Here is a 14,712-nt window from a genome sequence, read left to right as displayed (position 1 = left end):
GAAGTGTCACCAGATCATGAAACATTTGAAGAAATCCCATCCGATATCCCACAACAAGAAATCTCAACGCCAATTGAAACAGATGCAAATGAACCTTTAATACCAGACATAATTCGTGCAGATGTAAATGAAGAAGGTGTCATTGTCCCTCATACACCAGAAACAACAAGTGCAGATATTCCAGATGCTATACCTGCAGAAGTGACCGAAGCGGGGGAAATTGTCGCAAAAAAACCTGATATAGATGTCGAGTCAACTGTACAAGAAACAAATCCTTCTGACGCATTTATCCCGACGGAATCCGTTTCCTCTTCTGATTTAACACGAGTAAATGAGAAAGAAGTAAGTAAAAATGAACCGATTCAAGGAGAAGCGGAAACAATCGATACACCAGATATACAATATGGAGCTGTAGCCGCGGGAAGTGAAAACTGGATGCCTTCTACTGATCCGCAAAACTTAGATAACTTAGATGGTTTGGAGCCACCAAAAAACGATGAGTAGAGTCCTAGACTTTTAGGACTTTACTATTTTTTTACGAAAAAGGAGCGATCTAGCTATGAAACACTGGGGATTAACGTGTTTGAAAATGGTGAGTATCAGTATTTTTCTTTGCATCGGGTGTTTAGGATGGATGAACATAATCATTCTTTTCATACAGAGAGAATGGCCGACAGATTTATTGGGATGGATTGGTTTAGGGTTACTTATCTGGTACACGCTCATTCTTCTAACTCTTCAAATTATCCATAATGAGTTACGTTACCGTATTGATGATAGAGCAAAACTAGCCTTTTTTATCTGGTTTGTAGGAATCGGTCATTTTGGATTATTAGACTTTATACAAAACCAGCAATCTACTCTTTTAACGCTACTATTTCATGTTTTAGCGATTATGCCTATTCTTTTGGCCCTTACATATGGGCTGATTGTTCGAAAGTATTCCAATCAATCTTGATACATGTTGTAAGGGGGGGAGGGATGATATGAGACCAGAAATAAAAGAAGTTGTAGATAAAACGGTACAAGAAGAGATTGCACAAGAACAAAAAAAGAAGAAGAAAAAGAAATCCTGGTTACTGACATTTCTTTTTGGGAGTTCTACTTTCACGATAGGATTGTTCGTCTGTATTGGATTTCTTTTATTTATCGTTTTGGGGCAAGGCATTGGCAAAAAAGAAGAGGAGGCACCAGCAACCATCCCAAGTAATGGAATGACGGTTTGTCGGCCAGGTGGAAAAACAGTGGCACCAGAAGAACTACAACCCCACCTGGGCGGCGTTTTTACAGGGAAAGCACAAGCCTTTTTAAATGCAGGAACACAAAACCAAATCGATCCCGTTTTACTAGCGGCCATTGCAAGATTGGAAACAGGTAATGGTACTTCTAATGCAGTAAAGAACTATAACAACCCTGGGGGCCTCATGGACCCTAGCAGTTCGCAAATGAAAGGGTTTATGAAGTTTGCCACTTTAGATGAAGGAATCAACGCTATGGCGCGAAACTTATATAAAAACTATATCGGTATGGGGATAACAACCATAGAAGCAATTGGAGCGAAATATGCACCGCCAGGAGCCGCAAATGATCCGCATGGCACAAATGGTTTATGGCCAGTATTAGTAACAAAGTTTGTGGCGCAAATGGGCGGCCTTACTTTTAATTGTGAAGCGGGAAAGCCAGGCGGCGTTGTAGATACGGGATCAGCAAGCTCACAAGGCTTTATTCGCCCAATCGCTCAAACAACGATTACAAGTCCGTTTGGGCCACGCTGGGGCACTATTCATAAAGGTATTGATTATTCTTGCCAAGACGGTGTCACACCAATTGCAGCGTCGAAAGGTGGCGTTGTAGAGTGGGCGAAATTTGGCGCTTCCGGTTCGGGGTTTGGCGGCTATGGAAACGTAGTTGTAATCAATCATGGGAATGGATATTGGAGTTTATACGGTCATATGTCGTCCATTACTGTACAGGAAGGACAAAACATTGGAGTCGGTCAACAGGTAGGTATTTGCGGAAGAACAGGGCAAGTAACAGGGCCACATCTTCACTTTGAGATCAAAACATCTTTGACGTTTGGTCAAGTCGACCCAACGCCTTATTTGCCGAAATAAGCGGAAAGAAAGGGAGGATTAGGGATGAAACAGGGAATCGTTGGTTTAATCATAGTTGTACTAGTGGGTATCAGTGTATGGTTATGGAATCAAAATCGCATTTTACAGCATAAAGTTGAGCAGACAGAAAAGAAATGGACGGAACAAGTAAAAGAGCTAAAAACAGAGAATCGAGCATTGGAAAAGCGTGTAACAGTTTTAACAGAAAATACCCAAGATAAAGGGCAAGAAGTAGCAAAACAGTTTGTAGAGCTGTTAATACAGAATGATAACAAGCAAAAAGAAAAGCCAGGATTTGAAAAGATTAAAGAAATGATAACAGGGGAAGCACGAAACAAATTATTAAATGCGCCAGAGGATGCACATAACCATATAGAAGATGATGGCTCTATGCATATTCAAATGAAAGCAAAGATAACAGATATGTACTACATCAAAACCGCTGATAATAAAGCGGATGTAACGGTTAAATATGATTATCTTGTAACGGTTGATGGAACAGAACAACAAGAAAAACACACTATGAAATTAAATTTAGTATTGGAAGGTGAGAAATGGTTTGTAGAAAATTATGAGTTCCATATCAATACAGGAATTGAAGGACCATAGAGAAAGGAATGAGGGGAGTTGGTGAATCAAAATGTATTGCATCATATCGGGTATGAAATATTGCAAGAAACGTTTGTATTGATTCGAAATGTATTTTCCTATTCAAGCCAAGATGAATCCAGTGTGACATATGTGCGAGAAATTGCGGATGCCTTGCATAACATCCCGCATTCGATTCAGAAACAGCATGATAAATTTTTAGAATTTGAGTTCAAACTGTTAGAAGAAACATTAATGCAAATGGACTTTGGAAAGGTTGCCGCACAAAACATTCCCTATTTTAGAATGTATGCGGCACGTATACAACAATTATTACAGAAGCGCTATAAAGAGGTTTAATCGAGTAGAAATGGGGCGATAAAGAATGATCGTATTGGGAATTGGGCTGTCAGTTTTGCTAATAGCCTTTTTGTTTATCCAGGTGTATCCGTTTCATGAACAAAAATTAGAACAAAGAAAATATGATGAATATGGAATTTGGATCATTATTTGTACAGGGGCATGCCTCTATGTATTGCATCATTTTTTACAAGAAAACACGTGGCAATGGGGATTGAAAATCATTGGTGCAACTTTTTTTACAGGCTTTTCAATGGGATGTGTAGGAAAACAAATTATATATGATTTTCAACACAAAAAATTCCCCTTTCAGAAAAAATGACGTTCCAGATTCGTTTATAATTGATTTTGAATAGGTTATCAATACATTTGGTATTAAAAAAGATTACGTCTCTTATTCGGTCTTTTAAGTGGTTTAAATGAGTTTTTAGAGAAAAGGGGTGTAGGAATGATTTTTTTTAACGAATTTCCCGAAAGAATCCTCTTTCCTCAAGCGTGTGAAGGGCTTAGCCCAACGGTAGGCGGGAGATGAATTTCGGTTTGGCGTAGCCAAAAGGTTTTCCTTTTTATTTTGCCTCTGATATAAGCAGTCTTATAAATTATAAAGGCTGGTATATAAATGAAATTAGATAGTAATAACCATTCAGTATTCTTGTTATATTATCACCTTGTGTTGGTCGTGAAATACAGAAGAAATGTGTTTGATGATGATATGTCAGACTATGCAAAAGATATGTTTGTTCGACTATCTGAAAACTATAACATCACGTTAGTTGAATGGAATCATGATGTAGACCACGTTCATATTTTGTTCAAGGCACACCCTAATACAGAAATGACAAAATTCATCAATGCTTATAAAAGTGCAAGTTCTCGACTTATTAAAAGAGACTTTCCACAAGTGAAAAAGAAACTTTGTAAAGAGATGTTTTGGTCAAGAAGCTTTTGCTTGCTAACTACCGGTGGTTCGCCAATAGACGTAGTAAAAACATATATTGAAAATCAAAGTGAAAAGTGAGGTGAAATGATATGACAAAGCAGAATAAAGCATATAAATTCCGTTTGTATCCAACAGAAGACCAAGCACACCTTATGCGTAAAACCTTCGGTTGTGTACGTTTCGTGTATAACAGAATGTTAGCTGAACGGAAAGAAGCGTATGAAAAACATAAAGATGATAAGGATCAACTAAAGAAACAAAAGCTTCCCACTCCTGCAAAATACAAAGCAGAATTTGAGTGGTTAAAAGAAGTTGATTCATTAGCTTTGGCAAATGCTCAACTAAACTTGCAAACTGCCTATAAAAATTTCTTTCGTGGTCAAAATAACTTCCCAACATTCAAAAGCAAAAAAGACAGAAAGTCTTATACAACGAATGTAGTGAACGGAAATATTATGTTGCTTAACGGTCATATCAAATTGCCAAAACTGAAAATGGTACGTATCAAACAGCATAGAGAAATACCACAAGACCATATAATCAAGTCATGTACGATTTCTATGACACCTACTGGTAAATACTATGTGTCCATTTTGACTGAATACGAAAAAGAGAGCGTACAAAAAGAAGTAGAAACAGTTGTTGGATTAGACTTTGCGATGGATCAATTATACGTCAGTTCTGAGGATGAGAGAGCCAATTATCCTAAGTTCTATCGTGAAATGTTAGACCGATTAGCAAAGGCGCAACGAGTATTATCAAGACGTACAAAAGGTTCAGGGCGTTGGAATAAACAACGTATCCGTGTAGCTAAGCTACATGAAAAAGTAGCAAACCAACGTAAAAACTTCCTTCATCATAAGTCTAAAGAATTAGCTACTCATTTTGATGTTGTAGCTATTGAAGATCTAAATATGAAGGGAATATCGCAAGCACTTCATTTTGGAAAAAGCGTCGCTGATAATGCTTGGGGTATGTTCACTTCTTTCTTAGCTTATAAACTAAATGAACAAGGCAAACGGCTTGTGAAAATAGACAAATGGTTTCCTTCCACGAAAACATGTAGCAGTTGTGGAAATGTGAAAAATATGTCATTGTCTGAGCGAGTCTACTCTTGTATATGCGGTGTAAATCTCGATAGAGATTATAACGCAGCTATCAATATCAAAAATGAAGCAATACGCCTATTAGCGTTAGCATAGATAGCAATAAAATAACCCTTGGAACAAGGGAGTTAGCTCGGCTGTCTTAGGACGAATTCGTTAGCTACCAAAAGTAACGACTAACCGAGAAGCCCCCACTTCAAACAGTCCGTTAGGACGTTAAGTGGTGGGTAGTTCACGGTTATTGCATATATTTTGCTAAGTATAGGAGTTTGTACGCTTATTTTGGCAGGAATAACCGCTATTGTAAAGAAACAAATGATAATCGCAAATATAAACCTATTATTGGCCATGTATTATTTTTGTTCGGGAATCCTTCTATATTTTTGCACGTTATGGGAAACACAGGATATTTTCCTACAAGCCTTTTTGATTGTAATTGTAGGAATTGCGATCATCCGATTAAGAAAAAATGCGTACCTATCTTCAAAAACTACAAGAGCCAGCGACAAATAAGAATGATTTGTGAGGAAATCCAGGAAAAAAGGAGTGGAGGGATCTTGATACATCAATATGAATTGAACTTTTCAGTGATGTATAGTGGCAAGGTAACAGACTCGCAATCTACGATTATTCCAGCAAGTTCTTTAGAGGAAGCAAATGAAAAGTTACAATCGGAAGTAAAGCGGCGATTAGGAAAATGTAGTATAAAAGTGAATGGGGTAAGTTTATGTGTTTCAGAAGATGAACGATATATGATTGAATAAGATAATGAAAAAAGTTCCCTTTTTAGGTAACTTTTTTCATAGTAACTCGTCACTAATTTCATGATAAAGACTTAAATTCTATCATTCTAGAATGACTAATTTTTATCCTTTATTATCTACTTAATGTTCCATTGCCTCTATAACGAGTCATATAAGGGTCATTATCTGTTGTGAATCGCATTTGAGCACCTGAATATGATCCACTTCCTGTAATAGTATAAGTACCATCTGTTATTCTACCTTGTACTCTCCTTGAACCCCATACATCATCACCATACCAATGTTGTTGAACAACAGCATATGTAATACCAGGAGTCAAATCTTCATCATTGTTTTGACTTAGTCTCATAGTTGCTGATGATCCACTTATTGAGAATGTGCCATTTGAATAAAATACTGAACCTTTTGCTCTTGAGGAGAAATCCCAGCTAACTAGATTTGCTAGTGTTTTCAATTCTAATGGCTCTTTTCCCTTTTGGATAACCTCATAGTTAGGATTCTCCAAGCTATCAAATGAAATATTTACTTTATCAGACACTACATTAAATGGAACTTTAGCGCTTCCACCATTTAAGAAACTTAATTCGGCAGTATACTTACCCTCTTCATGTTTTTCTATATTCTTATAACCAATTAACTGATCCTTTTTTAATAATCCTTCATATTTCGATTTTTTCTCTTGAGCACTTTCAAAGCGGTCATCATCAGTATATGTCAATGCTGTTTGAATATCATTACTCTTAACAGAATCCAAAAAACCAGTAAGAACCTGCTGATCATTATTACTATCAGCACTTGCAAACAGTGGACTAGATAAAGCGATTATTGCCCCTAATGATAATGATGCTAATACTTTTTTCATATAATTCCTCCTAAAATTTGGTTATTATTACTTCTAAATAATACCATAATTTTATGTGTTTTCAGACAATTTGATTAAAAAGTACTTTGCTATACAAAGTACTTTTGGTAATATTATCAATATAGGAGGTGTCAAATTGGAAATAGGAAAAGAACTATTAAAAGGTAATATAGATTCAATTATCTTATCCTTATTAAATAAAGAGCCAATGTACGGTTATTTGTTATCACAAAGTATAAGCAATAAAACTAAGAGGAAATTTGAAATTAAAGAGTCTACTTTATATTTAGCATTAAAAAGATTAGAAACTAAAAGGTATGTATCCTCATGGTGGGAAGTAGCGCCAAATGGAGTGAAAAGAAAGTATTATAAAATTTCAGAAGAGGGAATTGAATTTTATAAAGAAAAGAAGGTTGAATGGAAGGAACTCAAACAGTTTTTAGATACCTTTTTAGAAGGAGGCTATTAAGTATGACAAATGACACAAAAAATATTGACGAAATTTCACAAAAAGAAATAGACAAATACTGTACTCAAGTTTGTCTTAAAATTGATGAACCTCTATCAATAAGAAATGAAATCTACGAAGAATTAAATACCAACATAAGTGAAGAAGTAAGACAATTAATAAATGACGGTCTTAATTCAGATTCAGCAACAAATATCGTATTAAGAAAATATGGTACTCCTCAAACGTTGGTAAATGATTTAGCTGAGATGTATAAAGTTAAAAAAATAATAAACAAACCGTTACTATATATTTCAGTTATTAGTGGTGTACTGAGCATACTATTTTTGTCCGTGTTCTACTTATGGAATTACAAAGTTATTCCACAGCAAGCTCACCAGTATACTAATTATTTACCCAATCAAGAAAATAATGTAATCAACGGTTTTAATGAAAAAATAAAGAAAGCAATAAATATAGGCGTAGAAAATAGTAGCAGTATTCAAGTAGCATGGGTTGGATATAGTAACTCTGCCGGAGAATTTAATGATAGGTATGATTATGTATATCCTAATAAATACACTCTTTCACCCACAGACTATAAACCAATAGATAATTTTTGGTTGAAATCATCGTATTATGGTTTATCAAAATCACTTACTAATAGTAAAGTAGAGGTAAATGCACAACTTATACAATTTGAATTAAGTCGTAATGTACAACTTATTGGTGCCATATTGCTATTAATTTACTGGTCGCTTTTTTCCTATTGGGCAATTATTAACATAAAGTATCGTTTTGGATTTAACCAACGTGCTATTACACTGATTCTAATACTAAATATATTAGGATATTATATATTCAATAAATTTCTAACAAAACAAATTCAAAAGGTATAACAAGGATAATTCAGTTTTCTCTTTTTTCTGTAAATTTAGTGTATGATGAAAGAAAGAAATAGAGAGGTGATGTAATTGAAAAAATCAAAGTTTGTTTTTCCGCTTCTTTTTTCTTCACTCATGTTAATAGGCTCTTGTCAGCAAATTGATAGTGTAGAGGCCTCGCAAAGTGAGGGTTATAGAGTGTTGGATTCGGTTCATAATGTAGTAACTGATAAAAATTTTCTTAGCGCTACAGTAGATGACGATGCAAAGTTTTTAGACCTTAGAATATCTGATACAGAAAAACCTAAAGAAGTTGAAAAAAAAATCGATAAAGAATTAAAAAAGAAAAAAATTACATCTTATACAATTAATATTGTCCAAGAAGACGTTAAATTAGCAAAAAAAGAGCATAGATGGGAACTGTTTAGTTTCAATTTGATAGATGATTTATTAAGTAAACCAGAGTACAAAGGAACTACCATAATAAGTAATAGCAAAGATTCGAACGGACCTGTTACACTTACAATTAATACTCCTATAGTTGGAAATGAATTAACTGCAAAGGAACATGCAAAAAGACTTGAGCAAGATATAAATAATGCTATGAAAACTGATGAAAACAAAAAGCTGGTTAAAAAAGATACGTATATAATTCAAATTTATAATAGCGATAATCAGTTAATAAATTGAAAGTTATCAAAGAACATCAAAAAGAACCAGGGATCGCCCTGGTCTTTTTTTATGTTCTTTATTGATGAAATACTACGCCGCTATCTATAGTGATTTTTCCGCCGCCACGATTAATAAGTTTAATTTTAAAGTAATCCATCCCACCTGTAAGATGACCCGTTGGGATATTTAACCCTCCTGTAAATTCGCCCCTTGCTATCGCTTCGCCCCAAGGGGTATTACCTACGAATAATCCTACAGCTAAATCTCTAACATATTTACTTGTCTCTACAGCAACGCTTTGAGGTTTTTTAAATTCTACTCCACTTCTAATCCAAACGTAATCACCGAAAGATGCACCAGGGAAAGAGGTTGTTTTTAATGCCAAAGGATTAATTGTATTATTTTGGGTCCCAATTAGAGGCGTAGACGAAAGCTGTGGATTGAATTGAGCCAGTTCTTCTTTATTATAGACTTTAACTAGATTTTGATCTTTATCATAAATTTCAACTTTGAAATCTTCGCTGACTTGTGTGTGTGATAAATTTGTTTGTTCATAACTTACACCATTAGTAGGAAGTGTTGTTGGTTCTTCTGCAAAAGCGGAAGTTGAAGGGATTAAAGCACCCAATGCTAAAGCTCCTACACCTAATTTACCTAGTTTCTTTTTCAACATACTATCATTCTCCCATTCATATTTTTTTATAATATAAAAAGTCGAGATATTATGTATTTCATCGCTAGTCTTGTATCCCTTATTTTCATCATACATTAATTGGTATAGTTTGGGAATCTCGTTTTGAAAAATATTCTATAAATTGATAAATTTGGCTAATAGCCGAAAGGATTTGTTGAATTAATTGTGTTATTTTGTATAATAAATTCAAGTTTTTCTTACAATCAATAGTTCTGGGTTCTACACAACAAATGCTATAGGTAGGCTTTTATGTATATTTACGTAAGAGCTTGTTTGCATGCGTATCACTTTTTTATGTACAATAAAAGAAAAACATCTTATGAGATGGGGAGAGGAAAACCCATGTCCAATCAACAATTAGTGAATTTACGCATTGATTTTGCTTTTAAACAATTATTTGGAACAAGTGGAAATGAAGATATTCTAATTGCGTTTTTAAACGCTATGTTGCAAGGTTCTTTGGAATCGCCCATTGTTTCTTTGCAATTAGAAGATCCACACTTGCACCGAGAACATGAAGAAGATAAATTATCAATTTTAGATATTTCTGCAACATTAGATACTGGAACAAAGGTAAATATAGAAATTCAGCTAAATAATAATCATGACATGATTAAGAGAAGTTTATATTATTGGGGAAGGTTATACACATCCCAACTTCAAAAAGGAATGCCATATAGTTCTCTTCATAAAACAATTACCATTAATTTATTAAACTTTGTGATGTTTCCAGAATATGAAGCATTCCATACAACAGGAGTCTTATGGAATCAACAACAACAGAAGGTATTGAGTAGTGATATCGAAGTTCACATCGTAGAGATTCCAAAACTCATGCAACAGTGGCGAAATGAACAAGTAAATCCCTGGGAAGATTCCTTTGTTCGTTGGTTGTTATTACTTCCAGCGAATGAGGACGAACACTTAACCCAAACATTGGAGGATATTGCGATGAACCAAGACCCGATTTTACAAAAAGCAATGAATAAATGGGAACGTATGAGTCAAGATTCTTCTTTCCGACAAGCATATGAAGCAAGGGAGAAAGCGTTAATGGATGAAGCCGCAAAGTTTGCTCATGCTCGTAATGAAGGAAAGAAAGAAGGGCGGCAAGAGGGAATTGAAGAAGGAAAAATCCAATTGATTCGTGGAATGCATAAAAATGGAATGCCAATTGAAGATATTGCAAAGTTTACGAATTTACGTATTGAAGAAATACAAGTAATTTTACAATCATAAATAAATTAACAAATAACACCTACAGATATATCTGTAGGTGTTATTTGTTAATAACCACCCCCGCCTGGAAGGTGATGACCAACAGCATTTCCATGTGCATATTTCCAACCTACACCTGGTTCATTAATATAACAACCAGTGTTTCCATTTGCATATTTACAACGTATATATTTCTTTAGATTTTCTCTCCTTTTAGTTAATACTTATATAGTCGTTTGGACCCAGGATATAGCGTTTAAATAGCATAAGTTTATTCCCTTTTTTTGGTATTTAGGCAAAAACACCCATTATCCGATTATCGTGTAACAAAAAGTGATTGTAGTAATAATGTTGTGGATTATTTTTGATACAGTATTTTGTTACAGTAAATTTAACAGTTAGGACATTTCATATTTCTAAATAAAAATGTAACAAAACATAAAGATAAAATTATATTTTGTTACATTAGATAGCGTGTTATAATGAGTTATCGTTAACTTTAAGAGAAACAAATCTACATATAGGAGGAGTCTAAATGAATTTATCTCAGGAAAAAAACCTAGAACTTATGATGCATATTATTACTTTATTATCTTTCATCATTCTCACTCTTTTTAGCATTACAATTTTTTATATACCTTTAATTTTTTATTTCATATTCAAATCAAAAAAACTTCGTATAATTGCTATTGAAACAGCCGTTTATCAGCTATTCACTTGGATTATTGTATTGATTTGGAATACTTTTGTAATGAGGACTTTAATGTTTTCTATGTTCCATTCCGATATAAATATGAGTAATATGTCCATGATATTGTGGACAGCCCCAATTTATATAATCCTAACTATTTTATTAGCTTTCGGGCCTCTTAAAGGAATTTTACATGTATTACAAGAGAAAGATTTTCATTATCCTATTATCTCCAAATGGATTAGCAAGTAAAAATAATAAAAAAGAATCCAGCAAATGAGGATGAAAACTTAACCCAAACATTGGAGGAGATTGCGATGAATAAATGGGAACGTATGAGTCAAGATTCTTCTTTCCAACAAGCATATGAAGCAAGGGAGAAAGCGTTAATGGATGAAGCCGCAAAGTTTGCCCATGCTCGTAATGAAGGAATTCAAGAAGGGAAAATACAACTGATTAAGGGTATGCATGAACTTGGCGTACCAATTGAAACAATTGCAAAAGCAAGTAAATTAAGTATAGAAGAAGTTGAACATATTTTAAAAGGAAATTCATAATATACGATTAAGAAAGTAAAAGAGCCACAATCCCCAATGCCTGGGATTGTGGCTCTTTTTAGATGCAAGAAGACACAAGAGACAAGTATACATAGAAGAGACTTGTCACTGTTACATTCTCTCTAAAAGTATAGCATAAAAGGATTTTTAATGAGGATAGTAAATCGCAAACTTGTTGCATGATTTATAGTGAATAAATTACAAAAAACCAATTCTTGTAAGGTGGAATTGGTTTTTTGTAATACATATAGCCTAAAGGAGACTTGACTCTTTTTCTTAGTATAACTTAAATTGAAAGAAAATTCAAAAACAAATATTATTTAACTATTAGTGCCAATTAAAAAGATATAACATATGTTACCTATATACGAAACATATATAGGAACTGTACCCATTTGTAGAAAAATGATATTTGATTTTATATTTTGATCTTTAGCGGAGTTAATTTGTTATTGGTTCTAATTAGTATAAAGTTTCTAATAGAATCTAATAATAATAGTAAAATTCGTTGTGGTAGGAGATAAAATATGAAAAATATTGTTTTCAAGGTAATGGCGGCATTGTTTCTATTCATGACAGGTAGTCTGTTTTATATCAATGTTTATGCTGAAAATGTGGATATGGTTAATAAAGGATTTTCCCTGAATGAATTAAAAGGACAGACTTCTTTTAATTGTTTTATTCCTAAGGGGATAGCAAAAGATTGGAATATAGAATTAAAATATCCAGAGCAAGTACATAAAAATATGGAAAAAGTACAAATACATTTTTTGAATAGGGCAGGAACGCAATTAAAAGTTGCAATTATTGAAAGTGCGGCAACGGGCAACGATATTCAACCTGGGGAACATGGAGAAAGAGTGAAAATAAACAATATAAATGGTGTGTTTTATCCGTTAACACCAACAAAAAGAAGTAAAGATGTGAAAGGCGGACAATTAATGTGGGTACAAGATGGGACAATGATTGAGTTATTTAGTTCAAGAATTTCTAAACAAGAATTAATTACAATAGCTCAATCCATGCAGAAATTATAAAAAAGAGGGTATATATGTTTTTTAATATATATACCCTCTTTTTTATTTATAAACCGATCCACCTGGCATTGCTACATAAAACCAGCCTTCAGTTGGTGCATTTGTTAAAGACCTCCAAGTTAGTGAATAAGAACCGTAAGGGAGATTTTTAAAGGTGAATGCACCATCATAATAAAGAGATAAAGCACTTAAACAAGCGCTTTATCTCTGTTGACCTACAGTTACTCTTCACCTAAAAGTATACTTGATAAATTTAAGATTTACTAAAAGCATGAACCTATAAGTGTAATAATCGTTAACAATGTGTCCTTATCAATGTCAATTTCAAATTTGATCTTCATTTGCGTTTCCCTCTTTTACTTTAAAAATAGCTCTGTATTTCATGTTGCCTTCTAGCAAAAAATAAACTGTTTTGTGTTCTTGCCTTTAATATAAGAGAAGCTGGACTAAATTTTTGTTTTTCGTAAAAAAATTTGAAATGGATTTTTCCATTCAGTATGTATTACTGCTATCAGGTGCACACCTAATAACAGGCCTTTTTTAATTTGGGTGTTTTTGCCCAAATCACCGAAAAAGGGGAATAAGCTTATGCTATTTAGACGTTATATCCCGTGTCAAAAGTACAACTTAAAAACATTTGAAACATATCAATAGAACTGTATATGTTTTGAAATACCTATTTTTAAAAGTAATCAAAAAGCCTATTTATGGTAATATAAAACATAGGGAATAAATGTATAAGTATGAATTTTTAGAAATATACAGAGGGGGATTTTACAATTTATGGTGCAATCAATTAAAAAAATCGTTTTAACCGTAGTTCTTATCGGTATGGTTGTTGGAATGGTCATTTTATATCTTTACATTAATGCTCTTCAGGAGACAGTGCAGAAAGTTACTGAAGATCCGATATATGGTAGTGTAATGAATCAAGATTTTGCTATGTTATCTGAAAAAGATGGCAGCTATGTATACACTATTATGAATGATAATGAGAAAAGGTCATTGGATCAGGCGAATACGGAAAATAAATTTAAATCTTATCCTTTTCAAACAGGGAAAATTGCGACAACACAAGCGATGACAATTAAGAAAAATAATGTATTTTATCATATAGTTTCTAAAGATGAAGATTCAGATAAACCATATTTAGTACAGTATCAAGAAGAAAATGGTGCATTAAAAGTTATAAAGGTAGATGAATATCAAGAAAAATTAAGTCAAGAATTAGAAATTCCAACATTCCATTTTCTTGAAGTAAAAGAGATGAAGCGGTAATCAATAAGTTTTACAAAAGGTATAAACTTAGTTTTACTTTTTAAATGTAATGTATGAATTTAAGTGCACTTATGTATTAACATTTTTGTGCATACTTTTTAGTAGTTATTTTCGATTTTAGAAGAAAGAAGACATATTCTTAAGAATAAAGGTAATAAAACTACATTTAAAATTCTTATTAATATAAAACAAGCAAACATAATATTCATGTTTGCTTGTTTTATATATTATTGTTTTACATGTTTTATATGTTTATATGTTTTAAGAAGATATAAACCGTTGGTATCTAAAGGCTTATATCTTCTTAATGTAACAAAAGTGGTTTTAACTATAACTAATTTGGTTCAAAACATAACAAAAATGGTTTTAACTATAACTAATTTGGTTGTTAAAAAATAACTATAACAATAGAGGTATATTTGTTATAGTTATTTTAGCAATAAAGGTAGGAAGGAAAGGACGTATTTAGATATGTCTCTAAAACAGGATTTGCAAATAA

General features: G+C 33.2%; 17 protein-coding genes and 3 pseudogenes. 18 read left to right on the top strand and 2 right to left on the bottom strand.

The annotated features are described in order from the left end of the window. The 10 genes and pseudogenes from MR160_RS29210 to MR160_RS29165 form a co-directional block, all read left to right on the top strand. Nucleotides 1-504, top strand: a pseudogene (locus MR160_RS29210) (CPBP family intramembrane glutamate endopeptidase); the annotation flags it as partial. 55 nt (nt 505-559) lie between these two features. Further along, the gene (locus MR160_RS29205; RefSeq protein WP_242298836.1) at nt 560-958 is read left to right on the top strand and encodes a hypothetical protein; all 399 of its coding nucleotides are present in this window, start codon (nt 560-562) and stop codon (nt 956-958) included. Nucleotides 959-986: 28 nt separating this feature from the next. Beyond that, nucleotides 987-2,114, top strand: coding sequence for a peptidoglycan DD-metalloendopeptidase family protein (locus tag MR160_RS29200; protein ID WP_242298835.1), 1,128 nt, complete (start codon nt 987-989; stop codon nt 2,112-2,114). 24 nt (nt 2,115-2,138) lie between these two features. Further along, on the top strand, nt 2,139-2,723 hold the full coding sequence (locus MR160_RS29195; protein WP_242298834.1) for a hypothetical protein: 585 nt from the start codon (nt 2,139-2,141) through the stop codon (nt 2,721-2,723). Between the two features lie 21 nt (nt 2,724-2,744). Beyond that, a complete protein-coding gene (locus MR160_RS29190; protein WP_242298833.1) occupies nt 2,745-3,062 on the top strand; it encodes a hypothetical protein in 318 nt (105 codons plus the stop codon). A 25-nt stretch (nt 3,063-3,087) separates the two neighbouring features. After that, complete coding sequence (locus tag MR160_RS29185) at nt 3,088-3,384, top strand: hypothetical protein (RefSeq protein ID WP_242298832.1); 297 nt, start codon at nt 3,088-3,090, stop codon at nt 3,382-3,384. 297 nt (nt 3,385-3,681) lie between these two features. Further along, nucleotides 3,682-4,080, top strand: a complete 399-nt coding sequence (tnpA, locus tag MR160_RS29180; RefSeq protein WP_139848568.1) for an IS200/IS605 family transposase — start codon at nt 3,682-3,684, stop codon at nt 4,078-4,080. Nucleotides 4,081-4,091: 11 nt separating this feature from the next. Further along, entirely contained in the window at nt 4,092-5,204 is a 1,113-nt protein-coding gene (locus MR160_RS29175; RefSeq protein ID WP_242298831.1) for a transposase, read from the top strand. A gap of 156 nt (nt 5,205-5,360) precedes the next feature. Beyond that, nucleotides 5,361-5,634: pseudogene (locus MR160_RS29170) on the top strand (hypothetical protein). A gap of 31 nt (nt 5,635-5,665) precedes the next feature. Next, nucleotides 5,666-5,872: a hypothetical protein gene (locus tag MR160_RS29165; protein WP_000581813.1), complete on the top strand. Its 207-nt coding sequence runs from the start codon at nt 5,666-5,668 to the stop codon at nt 5,870-5,872. 112 nt (nt 5,873-5,984) lie between these two features. Here MR160_RS29165 and MR160_RS29160 read toward each other — a convergent pair whose 3' ends face one another. Next, nucleotides 5,985-6,734 (bottom strand): hypothetical protein, encoded by a 750-nt coding sequence (locus tag MR160_RS29160; RefSeq protein ID WP_242298830.1) that lies wholly within the window; start codon nt 6,732-6,734, stop codon nt 5,985-5,987. A 136-nt stretch (nt 6,735-6,870) separates the two neighbouring features. Here MR160_RS29160 and MR160_RS29155 point away from each other — a divergent pair, with 136 nt between their 5' ends. The 3 genes from MR160_RS29155 (at nt 6,871) to MR160_RS29145 (ending at nt 8,756) form a co-directional block, all read left to right on the top strand. After that, nucleotides 6,871-7,203 (top strand): PadR family transcriptional regulator, encoded by a 333-nt coding sequence (locus MR160_RS29155; protein WP_242298829.1) that lies wholly within the window; start codon nt 6,871-6,873, stop codon nt 7,201-7,203. A gap of 2 nt (nt 7,204-7,205) precedes the next feature. Further along, a complete protein-coding gene (locus tag MR160_RS29150; RefSeq protein ID WP_242298828.1) occupies nt 7,206-8,081 on the top strand; it encodes a hypothetical protein in 876 nt (291 codons plus the stop codon). Between the two features lie 75 nt (nt 8,082-8,156). Further along, nucleotides 8,157-8,756, top strand: a complete 600-nt coding sequence (locus MR160_RS29145) for a DUF4030 domain-containing protein (protein WP_242298827.1) — start codon at nt 8,157-8,159, stop codon at nt 8,754-8,756. A 58-nt stretch (nt 8,757-8,814) separates the two neighbouring features. Here the strand turns inward: MR160_RS29145 and MR160_RS29140 are convergent, their stop codons facing one another. Further along, nucleotides 8,815-9,411 carry a hypothetical protein gene (locus MR160_RS29140; protein ID WP_242298826.1) on the bottom strand — a complete coding sequence of 199 codons (597 nt, stop codon included), beginning with the start codon at nt 9,409-9,411 and terminating at the stop codon, nt 8,815-8,817. 363 nt (nt 9,412-9,774) lie between these two features. On the opposite strand from MR160_RS29140, the gene MR160_RS29135 reads away from it, so the two are divergent. From MR160_RS29135 to MR160_RS29115, 5 genes and pseudogenes are all read left to right on the top strand, one after another. After that, nucleotides 9,775-10,671, top strand: a complete 897-nt coding sequence (locus tag MR160_RS29135) for an Rpn family recombination-promoting nuclease/putative transposase (RefSeq protein WP_242298825.1) — start codon at nt 9,775-9,777, stop codon at nt 10,669-10,671. A gap of 514 nt (nt 10,672-11,185) precedes the next feature. Further along, nucleotides 11,186-11,593 (top strand): hypothetical protein, encoded by a 408-nt coding sequence (locus MR160_RS29130; RefSeq protein ID WP_242298824.1) that lies wholly within the window; start codon nt 11,186-11,188, stop codon nt 11,591-11,593. Between the two features lie 17 nt (nt 11,594-11,610). Then, a pseudogene (locus tag MR160_RS29125) lies at nt 11,611-11,898 on the top strand (Rpn family recombination-promoting nuclease/putative transposase); the annotation flags it as partial. A 527-nt stretch (nt 11,899-12,425) separates the two neighbouring features. Then, nucleotides 12,426-12,935 (top strand): DUF4367 domain-containing protein, encoded by a 510-nt coding sequence (locus MR160_RS29120; RefSeq protein ID WP_242298823.1) that lies wholly within the window; start codon nt 12,426-12,428, stop codon nt 12,933-12,935. Nucleotides 12,936-13,718: 783 nt separating this feature from the next. Continuing rightward, on the top strand, nt 13,719-14,213 hold the full coding sequence (locus tag MR160_RS29115; RefSeq protein WP_242298822.1) for a hypothetical protein: 495 nt from the start codon (nt 13,719-13,721) through the stop codon (nt 14,211-14,213). Nucleotides 14,214-14,712 lie beyond the last annotated feature (499 nt).

Origin of the sequence: Bacillus cereus group sp. BfR-BA-01382 (genome assembly GCF_022663475.1) — a bacterium.
Taxonomy (GTDB): Bacteria; Bacillota; Bacilli; order Bacillales; family Bacillaceae_G; genus Bacillus_A; species Bacillus_A thuringiensis_S.
Note: the sequence above shows the minus strand (reverse complement) of the source record. Positions and strands in the feature narration are given on the sequence as shown.

Coding starts and splice junctions, on each gene's coding strand:
- MR160_RS29205 (WP_242298836.1), top strand. CDS start 560: ATGAAACACTGGGGATTAACGTGTTTGAAAATGGTGAGTATCAGTATT.
- MR160_RS29200 (WP_242298835.1), top strand. CDS start 987: ATGAGACCAGAAATAAAAGAAGTTGTAGATAAAACGGTACAAGAAGAG.
- MR160_RS29195 (WP_242298834.1), top strand. CDS start 2,139: ATGAAACAGGGAATCGTTGGTTTAATCATAGTTGTACTAGTGGGTATC.
- MR160_RS29185 (WP_242298832.1), top strand. CDS start 3,088: ATGATCGTATTGGGAATTGGGCTGTCAGTTTTGCTAATAGCCTTTTTG.
- tnpA (WP_139848568.1), top strand. CDS start 3,682: ATGAAATTAGATAGTAATAACCATTCAGTATTCTTGTTATATTATCAC.
- MR160_RS29175 (WP_242298831.1), top strand. CDS start 4,092: ATGACAAAGCAGAATAAAGCATATAAATTCCGTTTGTATCCAACAGAA.
- MR160_RS29160 (WP_242298830.1), bottom strand. CDS start 6,734: ATGAAAAAAGTATTAGCATCATTATCATTAGGGGCAATAATCGCTTTA.
- MR160_RS29150 (WP_242298828.1), top strand. CDS start 7,206: ATGACAAATGACACAAAAAATATTGACGAAATTTCACAAAAAGAAATA.
- MR160_RS29140 (WP_242298826.1), bottom strand. CDS start 9,411: ATGTTGAAAAAGAAACTAGGTAAATTAGGTGTAGGAGCTTTAGCATTG.
- MR160_RS29135 (WP_242298825.1), top strand. CDS start 9,775: ATGTCCAATCAACAATTAGTGAATTTACGCATTGATTTTGCTTTTAAA.
- MR160_RS29130 (WP_242298824.1), top strand. CDS start 11,186: ATGAATTTATCTCAGGAAAAAAACCTAGAACTTATGATGCATATTATT.
- MR160_RS29120 (WP_242298823.1), top strand. CDS start 12,426: ATGAAAAATATTGTTTTCAAGGTAATGGCGGCATTGTTTCTATTCATG.
- MR160_RS29115 (WP_242298822.1), top strand. CDS start 13,719: ATGGTGCAATCAATTAAAAAAATCGTTTTAACCGTAGTTCTTATCGGT.